The organism is Streptomyces sp. NPDC043861, from assembly GCF_056435905.1.
Window position 1 is genome coordinate 263,399 of record NZ_JBWKDP010000010.1, and the last position, 19,142, is coordinate 282,540.

Consider the following 19,142-nt stretch of genomic DNA (forward strand, 5'->3'; position numbering starts at 1 on the left):
AACGTCTAAATCCGCTCCGGTACGGGGTTCCCCGCGGCCGCCACCGCGCGCCGCACCGGCACCCGGGCGAGCAGCAGGAATCCGAGCCCGAAGAAGATCACCAGCGAGATGATCGAATCCCGGTAGCTGCCCGTCAGCTGGAACGTCAGGCCGAATACCAGAGGCCCCAGCCAGCTCAGCCCGCGGTCGCTCATCTCGTACGCCGAGAAGTACTCGGCCTCCTTGCCCTGCGGCACCAGATGCGAGTACAGCGATCGCGACAGCGCCTGCGTGCCACCGAGCACGAGCCCGATGGCGGCAGCCAGTGCGTAGAACCACACGGGCGTGCGCGCCGGGAGGAAGTAGCCGGCGGTGAGGATGACCGTCCACACCACGAGCGAGCCGAGAATGGTGCGCTTCGCGCCGTACGACCTGGCGAGGCGTCCCATGCCGAGCGCGCCCGCCACGGCCAGCACCTGCACCACCAGCACCGCCGTGATCAGCGTCGTCTGGTCCAGGCCCAGCTCCTCCGACCCGTACACCGAGGCCTGTGAAATCACCGTCTGCACGCCGTCGTTGTAGATGAGGTACGCCAGCAGGAAGGACAGGGTCAGCGGGTGCCGGCGCATGTCCCGCAGCGTCGCGACGAGCTGCCGCCAGCCGGCCCCGACCGCACCGTCGGTCCCTGCCGGCCCGGCGGCGGACGTGAGCCGCCGGTCTCGCAGCCGCCGCAGGGGCACGAGCGTGAACGCACCCCACCACACCCCGGCAGAGGCGAGGCAGATGCGCACCGCTTCGCCCTCGGTCAGTCCGAAGGACTCATGGGCGGTGTACAGCACCAGATCGAGCACCAGGACGAGCGCGCCCGACGTGTAGCCGAACGCCCAGCCCCGCGAGGAGACCGTGTCCCGTTCCGCGGGCTCGGCGATCTGCGGAAGGTATGCGTTGTAGAGGGCCATGGACACCGACAGCGACGCGTTCGCCACGATCAGCAAGACGGCTCCCAGCAGATAGCGGTCGCCGTCCAGGAAGAACATCCCCGCCGTGGCCGTCGCGCCCAGATAGGCCGAAACCGCCAGCAGGGGCTTCTTGCGTCCCGTGCGGTCGGCGACGGCGCCCGCCAGCGGCATCACCAGCACGGCGAGCACGACCGAGGCGGAGACCGCGTAGGCGAAGAGCGAGCCGGCCCGGACGGGTATTCCGAGCGGATGGACGAAGCCGTCCGCGTCGGCGGCAGCCTTGGCCACCGCCGTCAGATAGGGGCCGAGGAAAACGGTCAGCACGCTCGTCGAATAGACGGAGCAGGCGAAATCGTAGAAATACCAGCCGCGTTGCTCGCGCCGGCGGTTGCCGTCGTCGTCCGTACCGGCAGTACGGTCGGCGCTCTCAGCGGTCACGCCGCCCCCCTTGATCATGCCCGTGATGGTGGGACGCGTCCCGGGCCCGTACCGCTCAGGCCCAGACTCCGCGGTCGGTGAGCACCGTCCGCAGCGTCTCCAGATGATCGGTCATGATGCCATCCACTCCCAGGTCCAGGAGGGCGGCCATCCGGTCGGCGTCGTTCACGGTCCAGACGTGTACCTGGAGCCCGCGGGCGTGGGCCTCCCGGACGAAGCGCCGGTCCACGATCCTGACGCCGCCCTGCGACTCGGGGACCTGCGCGCAGACGGCACCCGCACGCCGCACCGCAGCCGGGATGCCCAGCGAGCGCAGCCGCAGTCCCAGCACGCCACGCACGCCGTACGACGTCGCGAGCCGCGGGCCCGCGAGCCGCTGCGCCCGTGACACCCGGCTCTCCGAGAACGAGCCGACGCAGACCCGGTCCCAGGCCGCCGTGCGCCGCACCAGCTCGACCAGGGGCTCCAGCGCCCCCTCGGCCTTGATGTCCACGTTCCAGCGGGCCTCGGGGAACTCCTCCAGGAGGTCCTCGAAGAGGGGCAGCGGCTCCTTGCCCCCGACCCGCGCCCGGCTCACCTCGCTCCACGGAAGCTCCGCGATCCGGCCGCGGGCGTCGGTCACCCGGTCCAGCGTGGCGTCGTGGAACGCGACCAGCTTTCCGTCGGCGGTCGTGTGCACGTCCGTCTCGAAGTACCGATAGCCCAGCGCCTCGGCGTGACGGAAGGCCGTGGCGGTGTTCTCCAGTCCGTCGGCCGTCCCGCCGCGGTGCGCGAACGGTATGGGAGTGGAGGGATGGTCCAGATACGGATGCCTGGGCGGCAGTACGCGAGTCACCTGGGCAGTATGACCCGCTCAGGTGTCGATCCGGCGACCACCCGGCTTCCGCTCTGCGTCGCCGGCGGAACGTCGAACATGCGCAGGAACAGCTGGGCGAGCGGGCCGATGGCCAGGGCGTACACCACCGTTCCGGCACCCACGGAGCCGCCGAGGGCGAAACCCGTGGCCACGACCGAGACCTCGATCACGGTGCGGATCAGCCGGATCGACCGCCCCGTGAGCCGGTGCAGACCCGTCATCAGGCCGTCGCGCGGGCCGGGGCCGAAGCGGGCGGAGATGTAGAGGCCGGTCGCGGCACCGTTGAGGACGACACCGGCGATCATCACCGGGATCTGCGCCGCAAGACCGTGCACATCCGGCACGACCGCGAGGGTTGCGTCCATCACGACACCGAGGACGAACACGTTCGACACCGTGCCGAGGCCCGGCTTCTGGCGGATCGGAATCCACAGCAGCAGCACCGCGGCCCCGACGATGATCGAGACAAGACCGATGCTCAGCCCGGTGCGCTCGGCAAGGCCCTGGTGCAGCACACCCCACGGCTCGAGCCCCAGGCCGCCTCGGACGAGGAGGGCGGAACTCACGCCGTACAGCGCGAGACCCGCGTAGAGCTGCAGCAGTCGACGGGTGAGGCGCCGGCCTGCGAACGAGTCCCGGAGGCCCGAGGTACTGGACAAGTTATTGCCCCCAGTGGTGAGAGTGGACTGACACATGACACTCTGTGGCTGGGAAACTCATCTCAACCATGGCCAATTCGAGGAAGGTGGACTGAATTCCATGGCACAGTGGACTTCGGCGGTCGGGGCGGCTCAGCTCGCCCGGCAGCTCAGTGCGCAACAGTCGCGTCCGGCCGCCCCCGGCACGCGCAAGCCGCCGGCCTACCGTGCGCTCGCCGACGGCATCCGGCTGCTCGTCCTCGAAGGCCGGGTGCCCGTCGCGGCCAGGCTCCCCGCCGAGCGCGAGCTCGCAGTCGCCTTCGCCGTGAGCCGCACGACGGTCGCGGCGGCCTATGAAGCCCTGCGCGCGGAGGGGTTCCTGGAGTCCCGCAGGGGTGCGGGGAGCTGGACCGCGGTGCCGGCGGGCAATCCGCTGCCCGCCCGTGGCCTGGAGCCCCTGCCGCCCGAGTCCCTCGGCTCGATGATCGACCTGGGCTGCGCTGCGCTGCCGGCGCCCGAGCCATGGCTCACCCGCAGCATCCAGGGAGCGCTGGAAGAGCTGCCGCCCTACGCGCACACCCATGGCGACTATCCCGCCGGCCTGCCCGCGCTCCGCCAGATGCTCGCGGACCGGTACAGCGAACGCGGTATCCCGACGATGCCCGAGCAGATCATGGTCACCACGGGCGCGATGGGCGCGATGGACGCGATCTGTCATCTGTTCGCCGGGCGCGGGGAGCGCATCGCGGTCGAGTCCCCTTCGTACGCCAACATCCTCCAGCTCATGCGGGAGGCCGGCGCGCGACTGGTACCCGTCGCCATGGCCGAGGGGCTTGGCGGCTGGGACATGGCGCGCTGGCGCCAGGTCCTGCGGGACGCGGCGCCCCGGCTCGCCTATGTCGTCGCCGACTTCCACAACCCGACCGGGGCACTGGCCGACGAGGACCAGCGGCGCAGGCTGGTGGACGCCGCGCGGTCGGCCGGGACCGTGCTCGTCGTGGACGAGACGATGTCCGAGCTCTGTCTCGAACCCGACGTGGAGATGCCACGGCCGGTCTGCGCCTTCGACCCGGCGGGATCGTCGGTCATCACGGTCGGCTCGGCCAGCAAGGCCTTCTGGGCGGGCATGCGCATCGGCTGGGTCCGTGCGGCGCCGGATGTCATCCGCTCGCTCGTCGCGGCCCGCGCCTATGCCGACCTCGGCACACCGGTACTGGAGCAGCTCGGCGTCAACTGGCTGATGCAGACCGGAGGGTGGGAGCAGGCGGTGGCCATCCGTCGTGCCCAGGCCAGGGAGAACCGCGATGCCCTGGTCAAGGCCGTCCGCCGGGAGCTGCCCGACTGGGAGTTCACGGTTCCCCGTGGCGGGCTGACCCTGTGGGTCCGTGCGGGCGGTCTGTCGGGATCCCGGCTGGCCGAGGTCGGTGAACGAGTCGGGGTCCGGGTTCCCTCGGGCCCGCGTTTCGGGGTGGACGGCGCCTTCGAGGGGTATGTCCGACTCCCCTTCACCGTCGGCGGTCCGGTGGCCGACGAGGCCGCGGTCCGCCTGGCGTCGGCGGCGCGCCTGGTGGCGACGGGCGCGACCACGGGCACGGAGGCGCCCCGGACGTTCGTGGCCTGACGACTGCGGTGTCCCGGCGCCGTCCTCGTCCTCGAGGCAACGCGGCCGGGCCGCCGGAGCGCCGCGAGCGCCGGCACGGTCTCCGGTCGGCCGACGCCGGCTCCGTGCCGGTGGAGGTGCCCCGAAGCCTCCCGGCATTCCCGGGTGCCCCCACGGGCTGCGGGGTGGGGGCCGCCGTGCACGGTCCGGTGAACCGGCACGTTTCTGCGGGGCGATGCGCCTCTGTCGGCCGGCTCCCGGAGTGGTCCGGGAGCGAAGGCCGGGCCGGTCACGGGAGCGAAGGCCCGGCCTCAGCCTTCGGCCGGTACCGGTGCCGTCGCCGGGCGCGGACCGGAGGTGACCTCGGCGATCCCGGTCACCGGCTCCGGGAGGGGCTCGGGCGGGGCAGCGGAGCCCGGGACGGTGTCCGGCGGGCCCTGACGGTCCGGAAGGAGGGCCAGGACCGCCTGGCGTTGCGGCGCACCGGCGGCGTCGTCGTAGGGGTCGGGTGTTGCCGGGACCTGGATGCGGAGGACTTCCGTGGTGCCGAGGCGGGCGTAGCCGCGGCCGGGCGGGACGTCGGGTGTCGGAGTGGTGTGCGGCGGGACGCCGAGCACCGACCGTGCCTGGTCGACGGAGGTGGGGCCGAGGACGACCCGGGCGCGGGTGTGGGCCAGTACCGGCTCGGCCAGGAGCTCGAGACCGTCGAACTGATCGGCCACGACCACCGTCACCGACGCGGCCCGGCCGTGCCGGAGCGGCACCTGCAGCAGCTGCTGGGGATCGGTCCGCCCGTCCGCCGCGGCGAGATGTCCGAAGACGCTGGGCCGGTCCACCAGAATCCACAGGGGCCGTCTGGTGTCATCGGGTGCCGCATGGCCCGCCTGTCTGGCTCGGTTGGCCGCGATGAGCCGCCGCTCCGTCTCGTGCGCCGCCCACTCCAGGCTCGCCAGTGCCCCGGCGAGCCCGCATTCCACGGAGAGCACGCCGGCCCTTCCCGTGAGGCAGGCGTACTCTCCGGTGCCGCCGCCGTCCACGACCAGCACATCGCCGTGCTCCAGTGCCTGGAGGGCGATCGAGCGCAGCAGAGTCGTCGTACCGCTGCCGGGCTGACCCACGGCCAGGAGATGGGGCTCCGTGGAGCGCGGCCCGGTGCGCCAGACCACCGGCGGTGCGTCCTTCGTGCCGTCGCCCTCGCCGCCGCGGTCGGGCTCGCCGTGGACGACCGGTACGGTCCGCTGCACGGCTCCCGGGTCGGTGAAGCCCAGCACCGTCTCGCCGGGCGCCGTGACGAAACGCTGGGCGGCGATCGTGGTGGGGAGCGCGGGGAGGACGCTCATCACGAGCTGGTTGCTCTCCTCGTCCCAGTCGAACAGATACTCGCGGCCCCGCCCCGACTTCGCGTGCAGCAGCTGCTCGATCCGCGCACGTGCCTGAGCCTCCCCGTCGGTGAAGTAGGCGGGGTATCGCACGCGGAGTCTCGTCAGCCGGCCGTCTCCGTCGAACTCGTGGTCGCTGAACGCCTTCGCCCACTCCCCGCCGTGGGCGAACAGCGGACTCGGGTCCTCCGGGACGGAGAGATACGGCACGAGTGCCTCGTAGAGGGCCTGGAGCCGTGCCAGCTCCGTCTCGGCCGGCCGGGTGCGTGCCGGCTTGCGCTCACGCCCCGTCCACGCGGCCAGCCCCATCACCGTGATCAGGCCGAGCAGCGGGCCGTACGGAACGAGTGCGACCACCAGCAGGCAGGCCGCCGCCAGGAAGAGGGTGGGGCCACGCCGGTCCTTCGGCGTGTCGGCCCACCTGCGCCGTCCGGCGGCGGCCAGCAGCCGCAGTCCGCGGCTGATCGTGATGAGGGGCTGGAGTACGTCGGTGGCGCTGTCGGCGGCCGTCCGCGCGAGCTCTCGGCTGCGAGCGATCCGGTCGGTGCCGCTGATCGGAATGCGGGGGAGTGGTCGCCGGGCCACGTCGTTCTCCTGGTCCTTGAGTTGTGGGTGTCGTGGTGCGGGCTGTCAGAACTTGATCCCGCCCAGGAGGCTGGCGAGGCTGGCGCCGCCCGCCGTGATGCTCGGGGCGATGGCCGTGCCCGCCAGATAGAAGCCGAAGAGGGCGGAGACCAGCGCGTGGGACGCCTTGAGCCCGTCCTTCTTGAAGAACAGGAAGACGATGATTCCCAGCAGTACGACGCCTGACATGGACAGGATCATGAGGAGTTCTCCTGGTTGAGGGGACAGTCACCATGAGTTCTTCCAGCCTCACAGGAAGTATCTATGCGATAAAAGGTGCAATCGGGTGAATATCAAGACTTTTCACTCGACTGGCCCCTGTTGGATCGTTGCCCTGGGCGCGTTGATCTTTGTCGTGCGGGCGTGCGGTCATGCCGCGCCACGGGCAGTACCCTGTCGATTCACTCGTACGACGCCGCTCCGCGCGGCACCGAGGGCCGGGTCGGTGCAGGTCGGGGCATGTGCATACGCAGGGACACACATTCATGAACGTCAACATGGTGGGAAGGCGGTCCGTCCGGTGAGCGAAACCCCGGATCCCGAGGTGATCGAGCTCGCGTCCAAGATCTTCGACCTTGCGCGCCAGGGCGACGCCGAGGCGCTCGCCGCCTACGTCGACGCCGGCGTGCCGGCGAACCTCACCAATGACAAGGGCGACTCGCTCGTCATGCTCGCCGCGTACCACGGCCATGCCGCGGCGGTGACCGCCCTCGTCGCCCGTGGTGCGGACGCGGACCGCGCCAACGACCGCGGCCAGACCCCGCTCGCCGGTGCCGTCTTCAAGGGCGAGGACGCGGTGATCCGCGCGCTGCTCGATGCCGGAGCCGATCCGGAGGCAGGAACTCCGTCCGCCACGGATACCGCGCGGATGTTTGGGAAGGCAGACCTTCTGGAGTTGTTCGCCGCCCGGTGAACGGGTGTTGAACGCCAGGTGAGAGCGGCGCCGGAAATGTGGTCGCGGCGACGAAATGGCTGGGTCATCATGACGTCGGGCCCGCAAGGGGCCACCGACGAGAGGCAGAGGAAGATGGACTTCATCGAGCGGAAGACGACGGGCAGCCGATCATGTTGCTGCGCGGCCTAGGCGAACACACCCCCGGTTGCGTCGACAGCTTGATGTGAGGCACTTTCCATGTTCGAACCAGTCATAGCGCCGAGCGGCACCCTGCTCGGCCTGCTGCAGCGGGGACGTGGCGACGGCACGCTGCACGCGCTCGCCGCGCCCCGTGCCGAAGCCCTGGGGGCCCTCAACCACTGTGTGCTGAGCGACCCCCGCCACGACTGGCAGGTGGAGAACCGCTCCCTCTACTACGCGCGCCTCTACCTGGATCTCCACGGTGGACTCGACGAGATCGAGGCCCACCTCTTCCAGGCCGAGGACCACCTCGACACCGACGAGTCGAGGACCGGGCTCGCGCTCGCGGTGCTCGGTCATCTCGCCTCGTACGGCAGGGACGACGCGCTCTCCCTGCTGCGGCGCTACGCCGCGACCGGGTCCAACTGGGCCTGGGCACTCGACGAGCTGGCCCTGCGCGACGACGACAACGGACTGCGCTCCCTGGCGGGCCCCGTGCTGTCACGTTTTCCGGCGACGCCCGAGGGCGACGCCGAGCTGGCCGCGGCCGTGCGCGACGCCTTCGAGCCCCGGCCGTGGCGGCTGTGGGCCGAGGACCAGCGGGAGGCGGTCGGCGTGCGGGTGAGGGCCGCCCGGGAACGCGGCTCCTTCGACCGGTGGCAGCGACAGCTGCGGCCCAGCGGCCCCCGGCCGGGGTGGAGCGTGGAGGCCGTCCTCGAGTGGGCCCAGCAGGGCCTCGAGCGTGGCAGTGCACTGCACGTCCCCGCCGCCCGCTGTCTCACCGCGGTCGCCGGACCCGACGACCGCCCCATGATCATCGAGGCGGCGCGCAGCGGACCGGACGGCGCACGGTGCGCTGCCCTGCACTATCTGGCCGAGTCACGGGACCCGGCCGTGCTGGACCTCATCGAGGTGGCGGCGCTCGACGTCTCCCGGACGGTCGCCGATGCCGCCGTGTCAGCCTTCGAGCGGATGTGCGGCGAGGCCGCCGTCGACCGTGCGCGTCGCTGGGTCCACCGGCCGGACGCGCTCGGCGCCTCCGCCGCCGGGGTGCTGGCCTGCCGAGGAGGTGCCCAGGACGCCGAGCTCGTCCTCGGAGCCCTCCGGGAGGCGGTCCGGGCGGACGGCCCGGACGCCCCGTCGCTCTGGACCCTCGTCGACGGCGCAGGCAGGCTCGGCATCGCATGCGCGGCCCCGGTACTGCGCCATGTCTACCGCGAGACCGCCTCGTCGCACCTGCGGGGCCGTACGGCATGCGCGCTCGCCACGACGGATCCCACCTTCGCCACCGGCTTCGCCGTCGAATGCCTCTGGGACTGCGAGGAGTCCACGCGAGAGGTCGCCGCCCTGCACGCCGAGACCGGTGATGTACGGGTCGCCGAACGACTGCGCAGGCTCGCCGCCGACCCGGCCGAGGAGGCCGAGGTCCAGACGGCGGTCCGCAGCCGGATCGGGTCCGAGGACCCCATGCTCTGACGCTCTCGGTGTGCCCGGGCAGCCCCCCGTCCGGGGGCTGCCGGCACCGGACGGGGCTGCCGGCACCGGGCGCGCCACCGGACGGGGCTGCCGGCACCGGGCGCGCCAGCACCATGGACCGGAACGCCGTGGCCACCGGGCCGAAACGGGCAGCGCGGGACATCGCGGGGCAGCTCAGGGCCGGAACGGCCGCTCGCGGGGCGGCGTGGCCCAAACGCTCATAGGACGTTCCACGCACGGAAAGATCCACGTTGGCCGGACCACCCCCGGCCCGACGACAACACCCGTATGCGTGTCGTCATCGTCACCGAATCCTTCCCGCCAGACGTCAATGGTGTGGCGCACTGCGCCCTGCAGACCGCCCGCCACCTCGCCGCCCGCGGTCATGATCCGCTCGTCATCGCCCCCGCCGTCGCCGGGCCGGACGCCGACGCCCCGTGCCCCGTGGTGCGCGTGCCGTCGCTGCCGCTGCCCGGATATCCCCAGGTCCGCGTGGCCCTGCCCAGCCGGCGGCTGGCCGCCGCGCTCACGGCGCACCGGGCGGATGTCGTCCACCTCGCCAGCCCGTTCGTGCTCGGGGTGCGCGGGATGGGGGTGGCGGCGAGGCTCGGGCTGCCCGCCGTCGCCGTCTACCAGACCGATCTCGCCGGCTACGCCCGCACCTACATGGGCGCCGGCGAGGGCACCGCCTGGCGCCGTATCCGTACCGTTCACAGTGCGGCCGACCGGACCCTCGCACCGTCCACGTCGGCCCTGCGCGACCTGGAGGAGCACGGGGTGCCGCGGGTGCGGCTGTGGCCGCGCGGTGTGGACACGGCGCGGTTCCGCCCGGAGCTGCGGGACGAGGCCCTGCGCCGGGAGCTGGCCCCGCACGGGGAGACGATCGTCGGATACGTCGGCCGGCTCGCCCCCGAGAAGAGTGTCGAACTGCTGGCCGGCGCCTGCGCACTGCCGGGTGTGAAGGTCGTGGTCGTCGGTGACGGCCCCAGCGGCCCGTCCCTGCGCACGGCACTCCCGGACGCGGTCTTCCTCGGCCGCCGCACCGGCGACGACCTCGCGCGGATCTTCGCCTCGCTCGATGTGTTCGCCCACACGGGCCCGTACGAAACGTTCTGCCAGACCGTGCAGGAGGCCATGGCCGCCGGAGTCCCGGTGATCGCCCCGGCGGCCGGCGGGCCGCTGGACCTCGTCGACCACGGCCGCACCGGGCTTCTCGTCCCGCCCCGCGACACCGCGGCGATGACACGGGCGGTGGCGGTCCTCGCCTCCGACCCGGCGCGCCGTGATGCGTACGGGCGGGCCGGGCGCGCCACCGTCGAGGGCAGGACCTGGGCCGCGGTCGGTGACCAGCTGATCGGCCACTACACCGAGGTGCTACGCGAGCGGACGGCGGTGGCGGCATGACGATGGCAGGCAACAGCGGCGCGAGGGGCACGCGCGGTACGAGGACTGCCGACGGCCTGCGCATCGTCCGGCTGGCGAACTTCGTCACGCCCGCCTCGGGCGGCCTGCGGACCGCGCTGCGAGAACTGGGCCGCGGATATCTCGCAGCCGGACACGAGCCGGTGCTGATCGTGCCCGGGGACGCGCAGAGCGACACGACCACCTCCCAGGGGCGGGTCATCACCCTTCCCGGGCCGGTGCTCCCCGGCACCGGCGGCTATCGGGTGCTCGCGGGCAGGTCCCGGCTGAGCGGACTCCTCGAGGAGCTCGCCCCCGACCGGCTCGAGGTCTCGGACCGGACCACCCTGAGATGGACGGGGGAGTGGGCGCGCCGTCGCCGGATTCCCTCCGTGATGGTGTCCCACGAGACGGCGGACGGCGTGCTGCGCACCTGGGGCGTGCCCGACGCGCTCGCCGAGCGCACCGCCGACCGGCTCAACCGGCGCAGCGCCTGGTCCTACTCGCGGATCGTGTGCACGACGGAGTGGTCGGAGCGCGAGTTCATCCGCATCGGTGCGAGCAATGTCGTGCGCGCGCCGCTGGGGGTGGAGCTGGACCGGTGCCGTCCGGGCCGGCGCAGCAAGGTGCTGCGCGCCCGGTACGCGGAGGGTGCCGAGGTCCTGCTGCTGATGTGCTCCCGGCTGTCCGTGGAGAAGCGCCCGGGCATGGCGCTCGACACGCTCGCCCTGCTGCGCGAGAGCGGGGTGCGTGCGGCGCTGGTCGTCGCCGGTGAGGGCCCGCTGCGCAGGGGGCTGACCAGGCGGGCGGAGGAGGCGCGGCTGCCGGTCCGCTTCCTGGGGCACGTCGCCGACCGTGAGACGCTCGCGGATCTGCAGGCGGCCGCCGACATCTGCCTGGCCCCGGGGCCCGCCGAGACCTTCGGCCTTTCCGCCCTGGAGTCGCTGGCCTGCGGCACGCCTGTCGTCGCCAGTGCCTCCTCCGCGCTCCCCGAGGTCGTCGGTGACGCGGGTCTCGCTGCTGCCGACACCCCTGCCTCATTTGCCGACGCGGTACGAGAACTGCACGCCCGCCCCGAAACCGACCGGCGCACGGCCGCCCGCAGTCGCGCGGAGCTCTTCGGCTGGAACCGCGCGGTCGCCGCCTTTCTCGCCGCCCACGACGCCCCGGTCCGCATACCCGGTCACCGGGAGGTCGCCGTATGAACGCCCGTCCGAGCACGCCGCCCGCGTCGTCGGCCGAGGTCCCCACGGCCGGTGGGCGGACCGCCGTTGCCGCCGTCGGCGGTCCCGGGGAGCCGGCCGGGCCCGGGGCCGCCGCGCCCGCCCTGCCCACGGCTCGGCCGCTGTACGCCGCGGAACGGCCTGCGGCCGGCGGGCCCGCGCCGATGAGCGCGTCAGGACCCGACCGGCCGGGACCCGACCGGCAGGGCCTCGATCGGCGTGCACCCGGTGCGGTGGGCCCGGCCGGTGCCGCGGGCACCGTCCCGTACGGCCTCCCCTCGTCCGGTGGACGGCGCGGATCCGCCGTTTCCGGCGGCGAACCCTCCGGCCTTCCGCCGGCCCGGCCGAAGGGCCCGGACCGGACTCCCGGTGTTGGTCCCGTTGCTCGCCTCGCTCCCGTTGCTCCCGTCGGCCCTCCGGCTCGTGGCGGGGCAGGACCCACCGAGCACACGGGGCAACACACCGGCCGGCACGCCGTCATGGGCGGTGAGAGGTCCGGTGTCCTGCCGGCAGGAACGCCGGAAGCTCCGCACAATGTGCCCCCTCCTGCCGAAGCCGGCGCAGCGGCCGGTGCGATGACGGGCGCGGCCGTGCCGTCCCTGAGGCCACCGCATGCCCGAGCCAGGACATCCGGTGCCGCGGTGTGCGGGACCACCGGGCCGGAGCCGGAGCCGGAGCCGGAGCCGGAGCCGGAGCCGGCGCCCGCGGCCGTGCCACCCCCGCGATTCGCGGCCCTGGGCGACTCCCTCACCGAGGGAGTCGGGGACAGGGTGGACGGAGCCTGGCGAGGATGGGCCTCGCTGCTGGCACAGGGTCTCGGCGAGCCCCCGAGACCGGCGGAGTTCCGGAACTTCGCCGTGAGCGGTGCCCTCACCCGCGACGTGGACGAGTCCCAGGCGCCCGAGGCCCTCGCGTACGCACCCGACATCGCCTCCGTCCTCATCGGGGTGAACGACACCCTCCGGCACACCTTCGACATCCACGACGTCGCGGTCCGGCTCGACACGGTCTGTGCCGCGCTCACGGCACGCGGTACCCGGCTGCTGACGGCCTGTCTGCCCGACCCTGGAACGATGCTCGGGCTTCCCACACCCCTCGCACGCCCCCTCGCCCGCCGGCAGCGGGCCGTGAACGCCGTCGTACACGCGTTGTCCGAACGCTACGGCGCCGTCCATCTGCACATCGCCGACGGCGCATGGGTCGAGGACCGCTCCCTGTGGAGCGCGGACCGGCTCCACCCGGGCGAGCGCGGGCACCGGATGATCGCCCGTCGCTTCCATCAACTGCTGGCCGCCGAAGGCCTCGCGCTCGGAACGCCCCCGGGAGCCGAACCCGAGCAACCGGCGCCGAGCCGTGCCGCCAAGGCGCTGTGGCTGGCCACTGCGGGCACGGGCTGGGTGGCTCGGCGGTGCACCGACCTCTTGCCGCAGCTCCTCGGCCTCGCCGGTGCCGAGCTGCGCCACTGGGCCCGCGGCACCAGCGCCCGTCTCGACCATGTCGCCGAAAACGCCCTGTCCTGCGCGCTCGCCTCACTCACCCTCGACCCCCCGCTTGCCAGAATGGGGGAATGAGCGGCCGCTGGGAATTCTGGATCGACCGTGGAGGCACGTTCACCGACATCGTCGGCAGACGCCCCGACGGACATCTCGTCACCCGCAAACTGCTGTCCCACAATCCCGAGCACTATCCCGACGCCGCTGTCGCAGGAATCCGGCTGCTGCTCGGACTCGGGCCCCACGACACCGTGCCGCCCGACCGGATCGACGTCGTCAAGATGGGCACGACCGTTGCCACCAACGCGCTGCTGGAGCGGCGCGGAGAGCCGACCGTCCTCGTCATCACCGAAGGCTTCCGGGATGCGCTGCGCATCGCGTACCAGAACCGCCCCCGGCTCTTCGACCGCCACATCCTTCTCCCGGAAGCCGTGTACGACCGCGTCATCGAGGTCCCCGAGCGCGTCGACGCACATGGCACCGTCGTCACTCCGCTCCGACTCGAGAACGTCACCCGGCAGCTCGAAGCCGCCCGCAACGACGGCTTCTCCAGTGCCGCCGTCGTGCTCATGCACGGCTACCGCCATCCCGCCCACGAGGCTGCCGTCGCAGCCGCCGCGCTCGACCTCGGTTTCACCCAGGTCAGCTGCTCCCACGAAGTCAGCCCGCTCATCAAACTCGTACCGCGTGGCGACACGACGGTCGTGGACGCCTATCTCTCACCGATCCTGCGCCGGTACGTCGACGAGGTCGCCGGCGAACTCCGGTCGATCCGCCTCATGTTCATGCAGTCCAACGGCGGCCTGCGCGAAGCCGCCCGTTTCCGCGGCAAGGACGCCGTCCTCTCCGGCCCTGCCGGAGGCGTCGTGGGGATGGCCCGCACCTCGGAGCAGGCGGGCTTCAACCGTGTGATCGGTTTCGACATGGGCGGCACATCCACCGATGTGTCGCACTACGCCGGTGAGTTCGAGCGCGAACTCGGTACGCAGGTCGCCGGCGTGCGCATGCGCGCACCGATGATGAACATCCACACAGTGGCGGCCGGAGGCGGCTCGATCCTCCATTTCGACGGCCGGCGCTATCGCGTCGGCCCGGATTCGGCAGGCGCCGAACCCGGCCCCGCCTGCTACCGCCGCGGCGGCCCGCTCACCCTCACCGACGCCAATGTGATGCTCGGCCGCGTCCAGCCCGCCCATTTCCCCGCCGCCTTCGGCCCCGGTGGCGACCAGCCGCTGGACGACGATGTGGTGCGCGAGCGCTTCTCGGCACTCGCGGACGAGGTCCGCAACGCAACCGGAAGGCAACGCAGCCCAGAGGAAGTCGCCGCAGGATTCCTCGAGATCGCGGTCCTCAACATGGCGAATGCCGTCAAGAAGATCTCGGTGCAGCGCGGTCACGACGTCACCCGGTACGCCCTGACCAGCTTCGGCGGCGCGGGCGGCCAGCACGCCTGCGCCGTGGCCGATGCCCTCGGCATCGACACCGTCGTCGTGCCGCCGCTCGCCGGAGTCCTCTCCGCGTACGGCATCGGCCTCGCCGACGCGACCGCCATGCGGGAGCAGTCGGTCGAGGCCGAGCTGAACGAGGACACGATGCTCCGGGTCGACGCACTGTGCGGTGAACTGGCCGCCCGCACGCGCGCCGAACTGCATGATGACGCCGTCCCCGACGACGCCATCACCACCCACGCACGCGTGCTCGTCCGCTATGCCGGAACCGACGCGGGACTGCCCGTGCCGCTGGGCACGGCCGCGGAGATGCGGGAGGCCTTCGAGTCGGCGCACCGGGCGCGATACGCGTTCACCATGGAGAAGCCGCTCGTCGTGGAGGCCGTCTCGGTGGAGGCCGTGGGGACGGCCGGGCCGCACAAGTCCGTCGTGGTCGAGGAGGCCACTCAGGGGGAAGGCCCCCGAGTCCGCGCAACCGTAGAAATGTTCGTCGACGGCCGCCGCACGGAAACAGCCCTGTACCGGCGCGAGGACCTGTCCCCGGGCGACACCGTCACGGGGCCGACGATCATCGCCGAGGCCGACGCCACGACCGTGGTGGACCCCGGCTGGCGAGCGGCCGTGGGCAAACTCGGGCATCTGCTGCTGACCCGTGCGGAGCCGCGGCCCGGCCGTACCGCCGTCGGCACGGACGTCGACCCCGTCCTGCTGGAGGTGTTCAACAACCTCTTCATGGCGATCGCCGAGCAGATGGGCGTGCGCCTGGAGAACACAGCGCACTCCGTCAACATCAAGGAGCGGCTCGACTTCTCGTGCGCCCTCTTCGACGCAGAGGGCAATCTCATCGCGAACGCCCCTCATATTCCGGTGCATCTGGGCTCGATGGGCGAGTCCATCAAAGAGGTGCTGCGCCGCAACGAGGGAACCCTGCGACCGGGTGATGTCTATGCGATCAACGACCCGTACCACGGCGGTACGCATCTGCCGGACGTCACCGTCGTCACCCCCGTCTTCGGCGGCGAGGGCGACGGCGAGCCCCGGAGCGAGGACGACGGCGGAGGCGGAGACCGAGGCGGGGACGAAGGCACCGGCGAGCTGCGCTTCCTGGTGGCCTCGCGCGGCCATCACGCAGAGATCGGCGGCATCACTCCCGGTTCCATGCCGGCCTTCAGCCGCACGATCCACGAGGAAGGGGTCCTCTTCGACAACTGGCTGCTGGTACGGCACGGACGGTTTCGCGAGACCGAGACCCGGGAGCTGCTGACCGGCGCCGCTCACCCGTCCAGGGACCCCGACACCAATCTCGCCGATCTGCGGGCCCAGATCGCGGCCAATGAGAAGGGCATCAGTGAACTCGCCCGCATGGTCGAGGAGTTCGGTCTCGATGTTGTGAAGGCATATATGCGGCACGTGCGGAACAACGCGGAGGAGTCCGTGCGGCGCATCGTCGCCGAGCTCGGCGACGGCTCGTACCGCTACGAGACCGACGCCGGCGCGGTCATCGAGGTCGCTCTCCGCGTGGACAGGGAAACCCGCAGCGCGGTCCTCGACTTCACCGGCACCTCACGCCAGCAGCCCGGCAACTTCAACGCTCCCAAATCGGTCGTGATGGCGGCCGTCCTGTATGTCTTCCGGACGCTCGTCGCCGAGGACATCCCCCTGAACAGTGGCTGTCTCGAGCCACTGGAAGTGCGAGTGCCGGACGGCTCGATGCTCGCGCCGACCTACCCCGCCGCGACGGTGGCGGGCAATGTGGAGACCTCCCAGGCGGTCACCGGAGCGCTGTACGCCGCGCTCGGTGTGCAGGCGGAGGGCTCCGGCACGATGAACAACGTCACCTTCGGCAACGATCGCGTGCAGTACTACGAGACCGTGGCGAGCGGCTCGGGCGCGGGAGACGGTTTCGACGGCGCGGACGCCGTCCAGACCCATATGACGAACTCCCGTCTCACCGACCCGGAGATCCTCGAGTGGCGCTACCCGGTCCGGGTCGACGCCTTCATGGTCCGCGAGGGCAGCGGCGGCGCGGGACGCTGGCACGGCGGCTCCGGAGTGGTGCGGCGCATCCGCTTCCTGGAGCCGATGACGGTCGCGCTGCTCACCGGCCACCGTCGCATGGAGCCCTACGGAATGGCCGGCGGCGGTCCGGGCACGCTGGGCGCGAACGCGGTGGAGCGCGCGGACGGCACCGTCGAGGAACTGCGCGGGGTGGACTCGGTGGAGGTGGGCGCGGGTGATGTCCTGGTGGTGCGGACACCGGGCGGTGGCGGCTACGGTGCGCCCTGACCCGGCCGTGCGCCGACCGGCAGGAACCGCACCGCGGTCCCGGGCCCGGCCTGGGCCGCGGCCGCCAGGTCCGCCTCCTGGACCACAGCGACCACCGGATAGCCGCCCGTCGTCGGGTGATCGGCGAGGAACACCACCGGCCGTCCGTCGGGCGGTACCTGGACCGCGCCCAGGACCATGCCCTCGCTGGGCAGTTCGGCGTGGACGGCACGCTCCAGGGGCGGGCCCTCGGTGCGCAGGCCGATGCGGTTGCCGGCAGCCGACACGCGGTAGGTGGCGCCCGTCAGGGTCCGCAGGGCGGCTCGTGTGAACCAGTCGTCGCGCGGCCCGAGCCGTACCCGCAGCGCCAGTTCGGCCGGCGGGGCAGGCCAGGGCGAGCCGTCCACCCGGCCCGGCCGTCCACCCGGCCGGCCCAGTGGAAGCACCGCGCCGTCGACGAGGGGCGGCGGCCCGAGCCCGGACAGCAGGTCGGTGGAACGGCTGCCCAGCACCGGTTCGGCCGCGATTCCCCCGGTGACCGCCACATAGCTCCGCACACCGCGCACAGCGGCGTCCACCTCCAGCAGCGCGCCCGCCGCCAGCCGCACCGGAGCACCCCAGGCCACGGACCGTCCGTCGACGCGTACCGGACACGGAGCCCCGCCCACGGCCACCGTCACGGCGCAGCGAGACCGTACCGCACACCCGGTGAGGGTGGTCTCCAGTACGGCCGCGCCTTCCGGATTGCCCACGAGCCGGTTGACCAGGCGAAGGGCACCCGGATCGAGTGCGCCCGAACGCGGCACACCGAGATGCGCGAGCCCGGGCCGCCCCTGGTCCTGCACGGTGGTCAGCGCCCCGGCCCGTACGACCGCGAGGGCACGATCGGTCACCGGCCCGCCTCCGCACTGCCCGCTCCGGGGACGAAGCGCACACGGACCCCGGGGGAGAGCAGCGCGGCGGGCTCGCGCGCCGGATCCCACAGGACGGCGTCGGTGGTCCCGATCAGCTGCCAGCCACCGGGTGAGGAGCGCGGGTACACGCCGGTGTAGGGCCCGGCCAGCGCGAGGGATCCGGGCGGGACCGAGGTCCGGGGCGTCGCCCTGCGCGGGACCGCAAAACGCTCGTCCAGCCCGGTCAGATAGCCGAACCCGGGCGCGAACCCGCAGAAGGCGACACGGAATTCGGCCGCCGAGTGGACCTCCGCCACCTCGTGCACTCCGACCGACCACAGCGCGGCCACCTCCGCCAGGTCGGGCCCGTCGTACCGCACCGGAATCTCGATCACCTCACCGGCGTCCCGGGCGAGCGGCGGAATCTCCCAGCCGCGCAGCTCCGCGGCCAGTCGCGCCGGGGCGTCGACGCCGTCGAGCAGAACCGTGCGCGCGGCGGGCACGATCTCCCGCACAGGGGGGAGTGCGCCCGCGGCGCGGCGCCGGAGAAGCTCGGAGTGGAGGGACTCCGCCTCCTCGCCGCTGTCCAGCTCCACGAGCAACGCCCGGTCGCCGACCGGCAGAAGCCTCATACGAAGGCCTCCACCCGGACCCCCGACGCCTTCAGCTGCGATCTGACCCGGCGGGCCAGGGCGACCGCTCCGGGAGTGTCACCGTGCAGACAGAGCGACCGGGCGCGAACGGCGACCGACTTCCCGCACCGGGCGGTGACGACGCCGAACCTGGCCATGGAGACCGAGCGTTCCACCACGGCCCCGGGATCGGTGATCACGGCACCCTCGTGCCCCCGTGGCACGAGGGTGCCGTCCGCCTGGTACGCCCGGTCCCCGAACGCCTCGGTGACCACCGGGAGTCCGGCCTTCTCGGCCATCGTGTGCAGCCTGGAGCCGGGCAGCCCCAGCACCGGAAGCCGCTCGCCGGTGAGCATGACACCCTCGACGACTGCCTGAGCCTGCTCCTCGTCGTGGACGACGCGGTTGTAGAGGGCTCCGTGCGGCTTGACGTACGAGACGCGTGTGCCGGCCGCACGGGCGAACACCTCCAGCGCACCTATCTGATAGGCGACCTCGGCGGCCAGCTCGTCGGGCGGTACGTCCATGGAGCGCCGGCCGAAGCCGGCCAGATCGCGGTAGGAGACCTGGGCGCCGATCCGCACCTTGTGCCCGGCCGCCAGCGCACAGACCCGCCGCATGGTGGCCGCGTCCCCCGCGTGGAAGCCGCAGGCCACATTGGCGCTGGTGACGACGGTGAGCAGCTCCTCGTCGTCGGTCAGCCGCCAGCGTCCGAAGCCCTCGCCGAGGTCGGCGTTGAGATCGATCGAAGCCCAGGTCATGG

15 protein-coding genes are annotated in these 19,142 nt (G+C 72.4%); 7 read left to right on the top strand and 8 right to left on the bottom strand.

Annotated features, from left to right (window positions below):
• Positions 1–5: 5 nt before the first annotated feature.
• The 3 genes from AC068D_RS23680 to yczE are packed head-to-tail and all read right to left on the bottom strand — an operon-like array spanning position 6 to position 2,927.
• Complete coding sequence (locus AC068D_RS23680) at positions 6–1,394, bottom strand: MFS transporter (protein ID WP_478825024.1); 1,389 nt, start codon at positions 1,392–1,394, stop codon at positions 6–8.
• Positions 1,395–1,431: 37 nt separating this feature from the next.
• Entirely contained in the window at positions 1,432–2,199 is a 768-nt protein-coding gene (locus AC068D_RS23685) for a glycerophosphodiester phosphodiesterase family protein (protein ID WP_478825071.1), read from the bottom strand.
• 8 nt (positions 2,200–2,207) lie between these two features.
• A complete protein-coding gene (gene yczE, locus AC068D_RS23690) occupies positions 2,208–2,927 on the bottom strand; it encodes a membrane protein YczE (protein WP_478825025.1) in 720 nt (239 codons plus the stop codon).
• 64 nt (positions 2,928–2,991) lie between these two features.
• Here yczE and AC068D_RS23695 point away from each other — a divergent pair, with 64 nt between their 5' ends.
• Positions 2,992–4,491 carry an SCO1417 family PLP biosynthesis transcription factor gene (locus AC068D_RS23695; protein WP_478825026.1) on the top strand — a complete coding sequence of 500 codons (1,500 nt, stop codon included), beginning with the start codon at positions 2,992–2,994 and terminating at the stop codon, positions 4,489–4,491.
• A gap of 290 nt (positions 4,492–4,781) precedes the next feature.
• Here AC068D_RS23695 and AC068D_RS23700 read toward each other — a convergent pair whose 3' ends face one another.
• The gene (locus tag AC068D_RS23700; protein WP_478825027.1) at positions 4,782–6,434 is read right to left on the bottom strand and encodes a hypothetical protein; all 1,653 of its coding nucleotides are present in this window, start codon (positions 6,432–6,434) and stop codon (positions 4,782–4,784) included.
• Positions 6,435–6,479: 45 nt separating this feature from the next.
• The gene (locus tag AC068D_RS23705) at positions 6,480–6,674 is read right to left on the bottom strand and encodes a hypothetical protein (RefSeq protein WP_351224353.1); all 195 of its coding nucleotides are present in this window, start codon (positions 6,672–6,674) and stop codon (positions 6,480–6,482) included.
• 319 nt (positions 6,675–6,993) lie between these two features.
• Here AC068D_RS23705 and AC068D_RS23710 point away from each other — a divergent pair, with 319 nt between their 5' ends.
• The 6 genes from AC068D_RS23710 (at position 6,994) to AC068D_RS23735 (ending at position 16,875) form a co-directional block, all read left to right on the top strand.
• Complete coding sequence (locus AC068D_RS23710; protein WP_478825028.1) at positions 6,994–7,386, top strand: ankyrin repeat domain-containing protein; 393 nt, start codon at positions 6,994–6,996, stop codon at positions 7,384–7,386.
• Between the two features lie 219 nt (positions 7,387–7,605).
• On the top strand, positions 7,606–9,024 hold the full coding sequence (locus AC068D_RS23715; protein ID WP_478825029.1) for a HEAT repeat domain-containing protein: 1,419 nt from the start codon (positions 7,606–7,608) through the stop codon (positions 9,022–9,024).
• A 288-nt stretch (positions 9,025–9,312) separates the two neighbouring features.
• Complete coding sequence (locus AC068D_RS23720) at positions 9,313–10,428, top strand: glycosyltransferase family 4 protein (RefSeq protein ID WP_478825030.1); 1,116 nt, start codon at positions 9,313–9,315, stop codon at positions 10,426–10,428.
• A complete protein-coding gene (locus AC068D_RS23725) occupies positions 10,425–11,630 on the top strand; it encodes a glycosyltransferase (protein WP_478825031.1) in 1,206 nt (401 codons plus the stop codon). Before AC068D_RS23720 ends, AC068D_RS23725 begins: the two co-directional genes overlap by 4 nt.
• Positions 11,631–12,358: 728 nt before the next feature.
• Entirely contained in the window at positions 12,359–13,219 is an 861-nt protein-coding gene (locus tag AC068D_RS23730; RefSeq protein WP_478825072.1) for an SGNH/GDSL hydrolase family protein, read from the top strand.
• Positions 13,216–16,875, top strand: a complete 3,660-nt coding sequence (locus AC068D_RS23735) for a hydantoinase B/oxoprolinase family protein (RefSeq protein ID WP_478825032.1) — start codon at positions 13,216–13,218, stop codon at positions 16,873–16,875. The genes AC068D_RS23730 and AC068D_RS23735 overlap by 4 nt, the downstream gene beginning before the upstream one ends.
• On the opposite strand, the gene AC068D_RS23740 is transcribed toward AC068D_RS23735, so the two are convergent.
• The 3 genes from AC068D_RS23740 to AC068D_RS23750 are packed head-to-tail and all read right to left on the bottom strand — an operon-like array spanning position 16,860 to position 19,140.
• Positions 16,860–17,747, bottom strand: a complete 888-nt coding sequence (locus AC068D_RS23740; protein ID WP_478825033.1) for a 5-oxoprolinase subunit C family protein — start codon at positions 17,745–17,747, stop codon at positions 16,860–16,862. The two genes, AC068D_RS23735 and AC068D_RS23740, sit on opposite strands and share 16 nt — an antisense overlap.
• On the bottom strand, positions 17,744–18,379 hold the full coding sequence (locus AC068D_RS23745; protein WP_478825034.1) for a 5-oxoprolinase subunit B family protein: 636 nt from the start codon (positions 18,377–18,379) through the stop codon (positions 17,744–17,746). Before AC068D_RS23745 ends, AC068D_RS23740 begins: the two co-directional genes overlap by 4 nt.
• The gene (locus tag AC068D_RS23750; protein ID WP_478825035.1) at positions 18,376–19,140 is read right to left on the bottom strand and encodes a LamB/YcsF family protein; all 765 of its coding nucleotides are present in this window, start codon (positions 19,138–19,140) and stop codon (positions 18,376–18,378) included. Before AC068D_RS23750 ends, AC068D_RS23745 begins: the two co-directional genes overlap by 4 nt.
• Between the last annotated feature and the right edge of the window lie 2 nt (positions 19,141–19,142).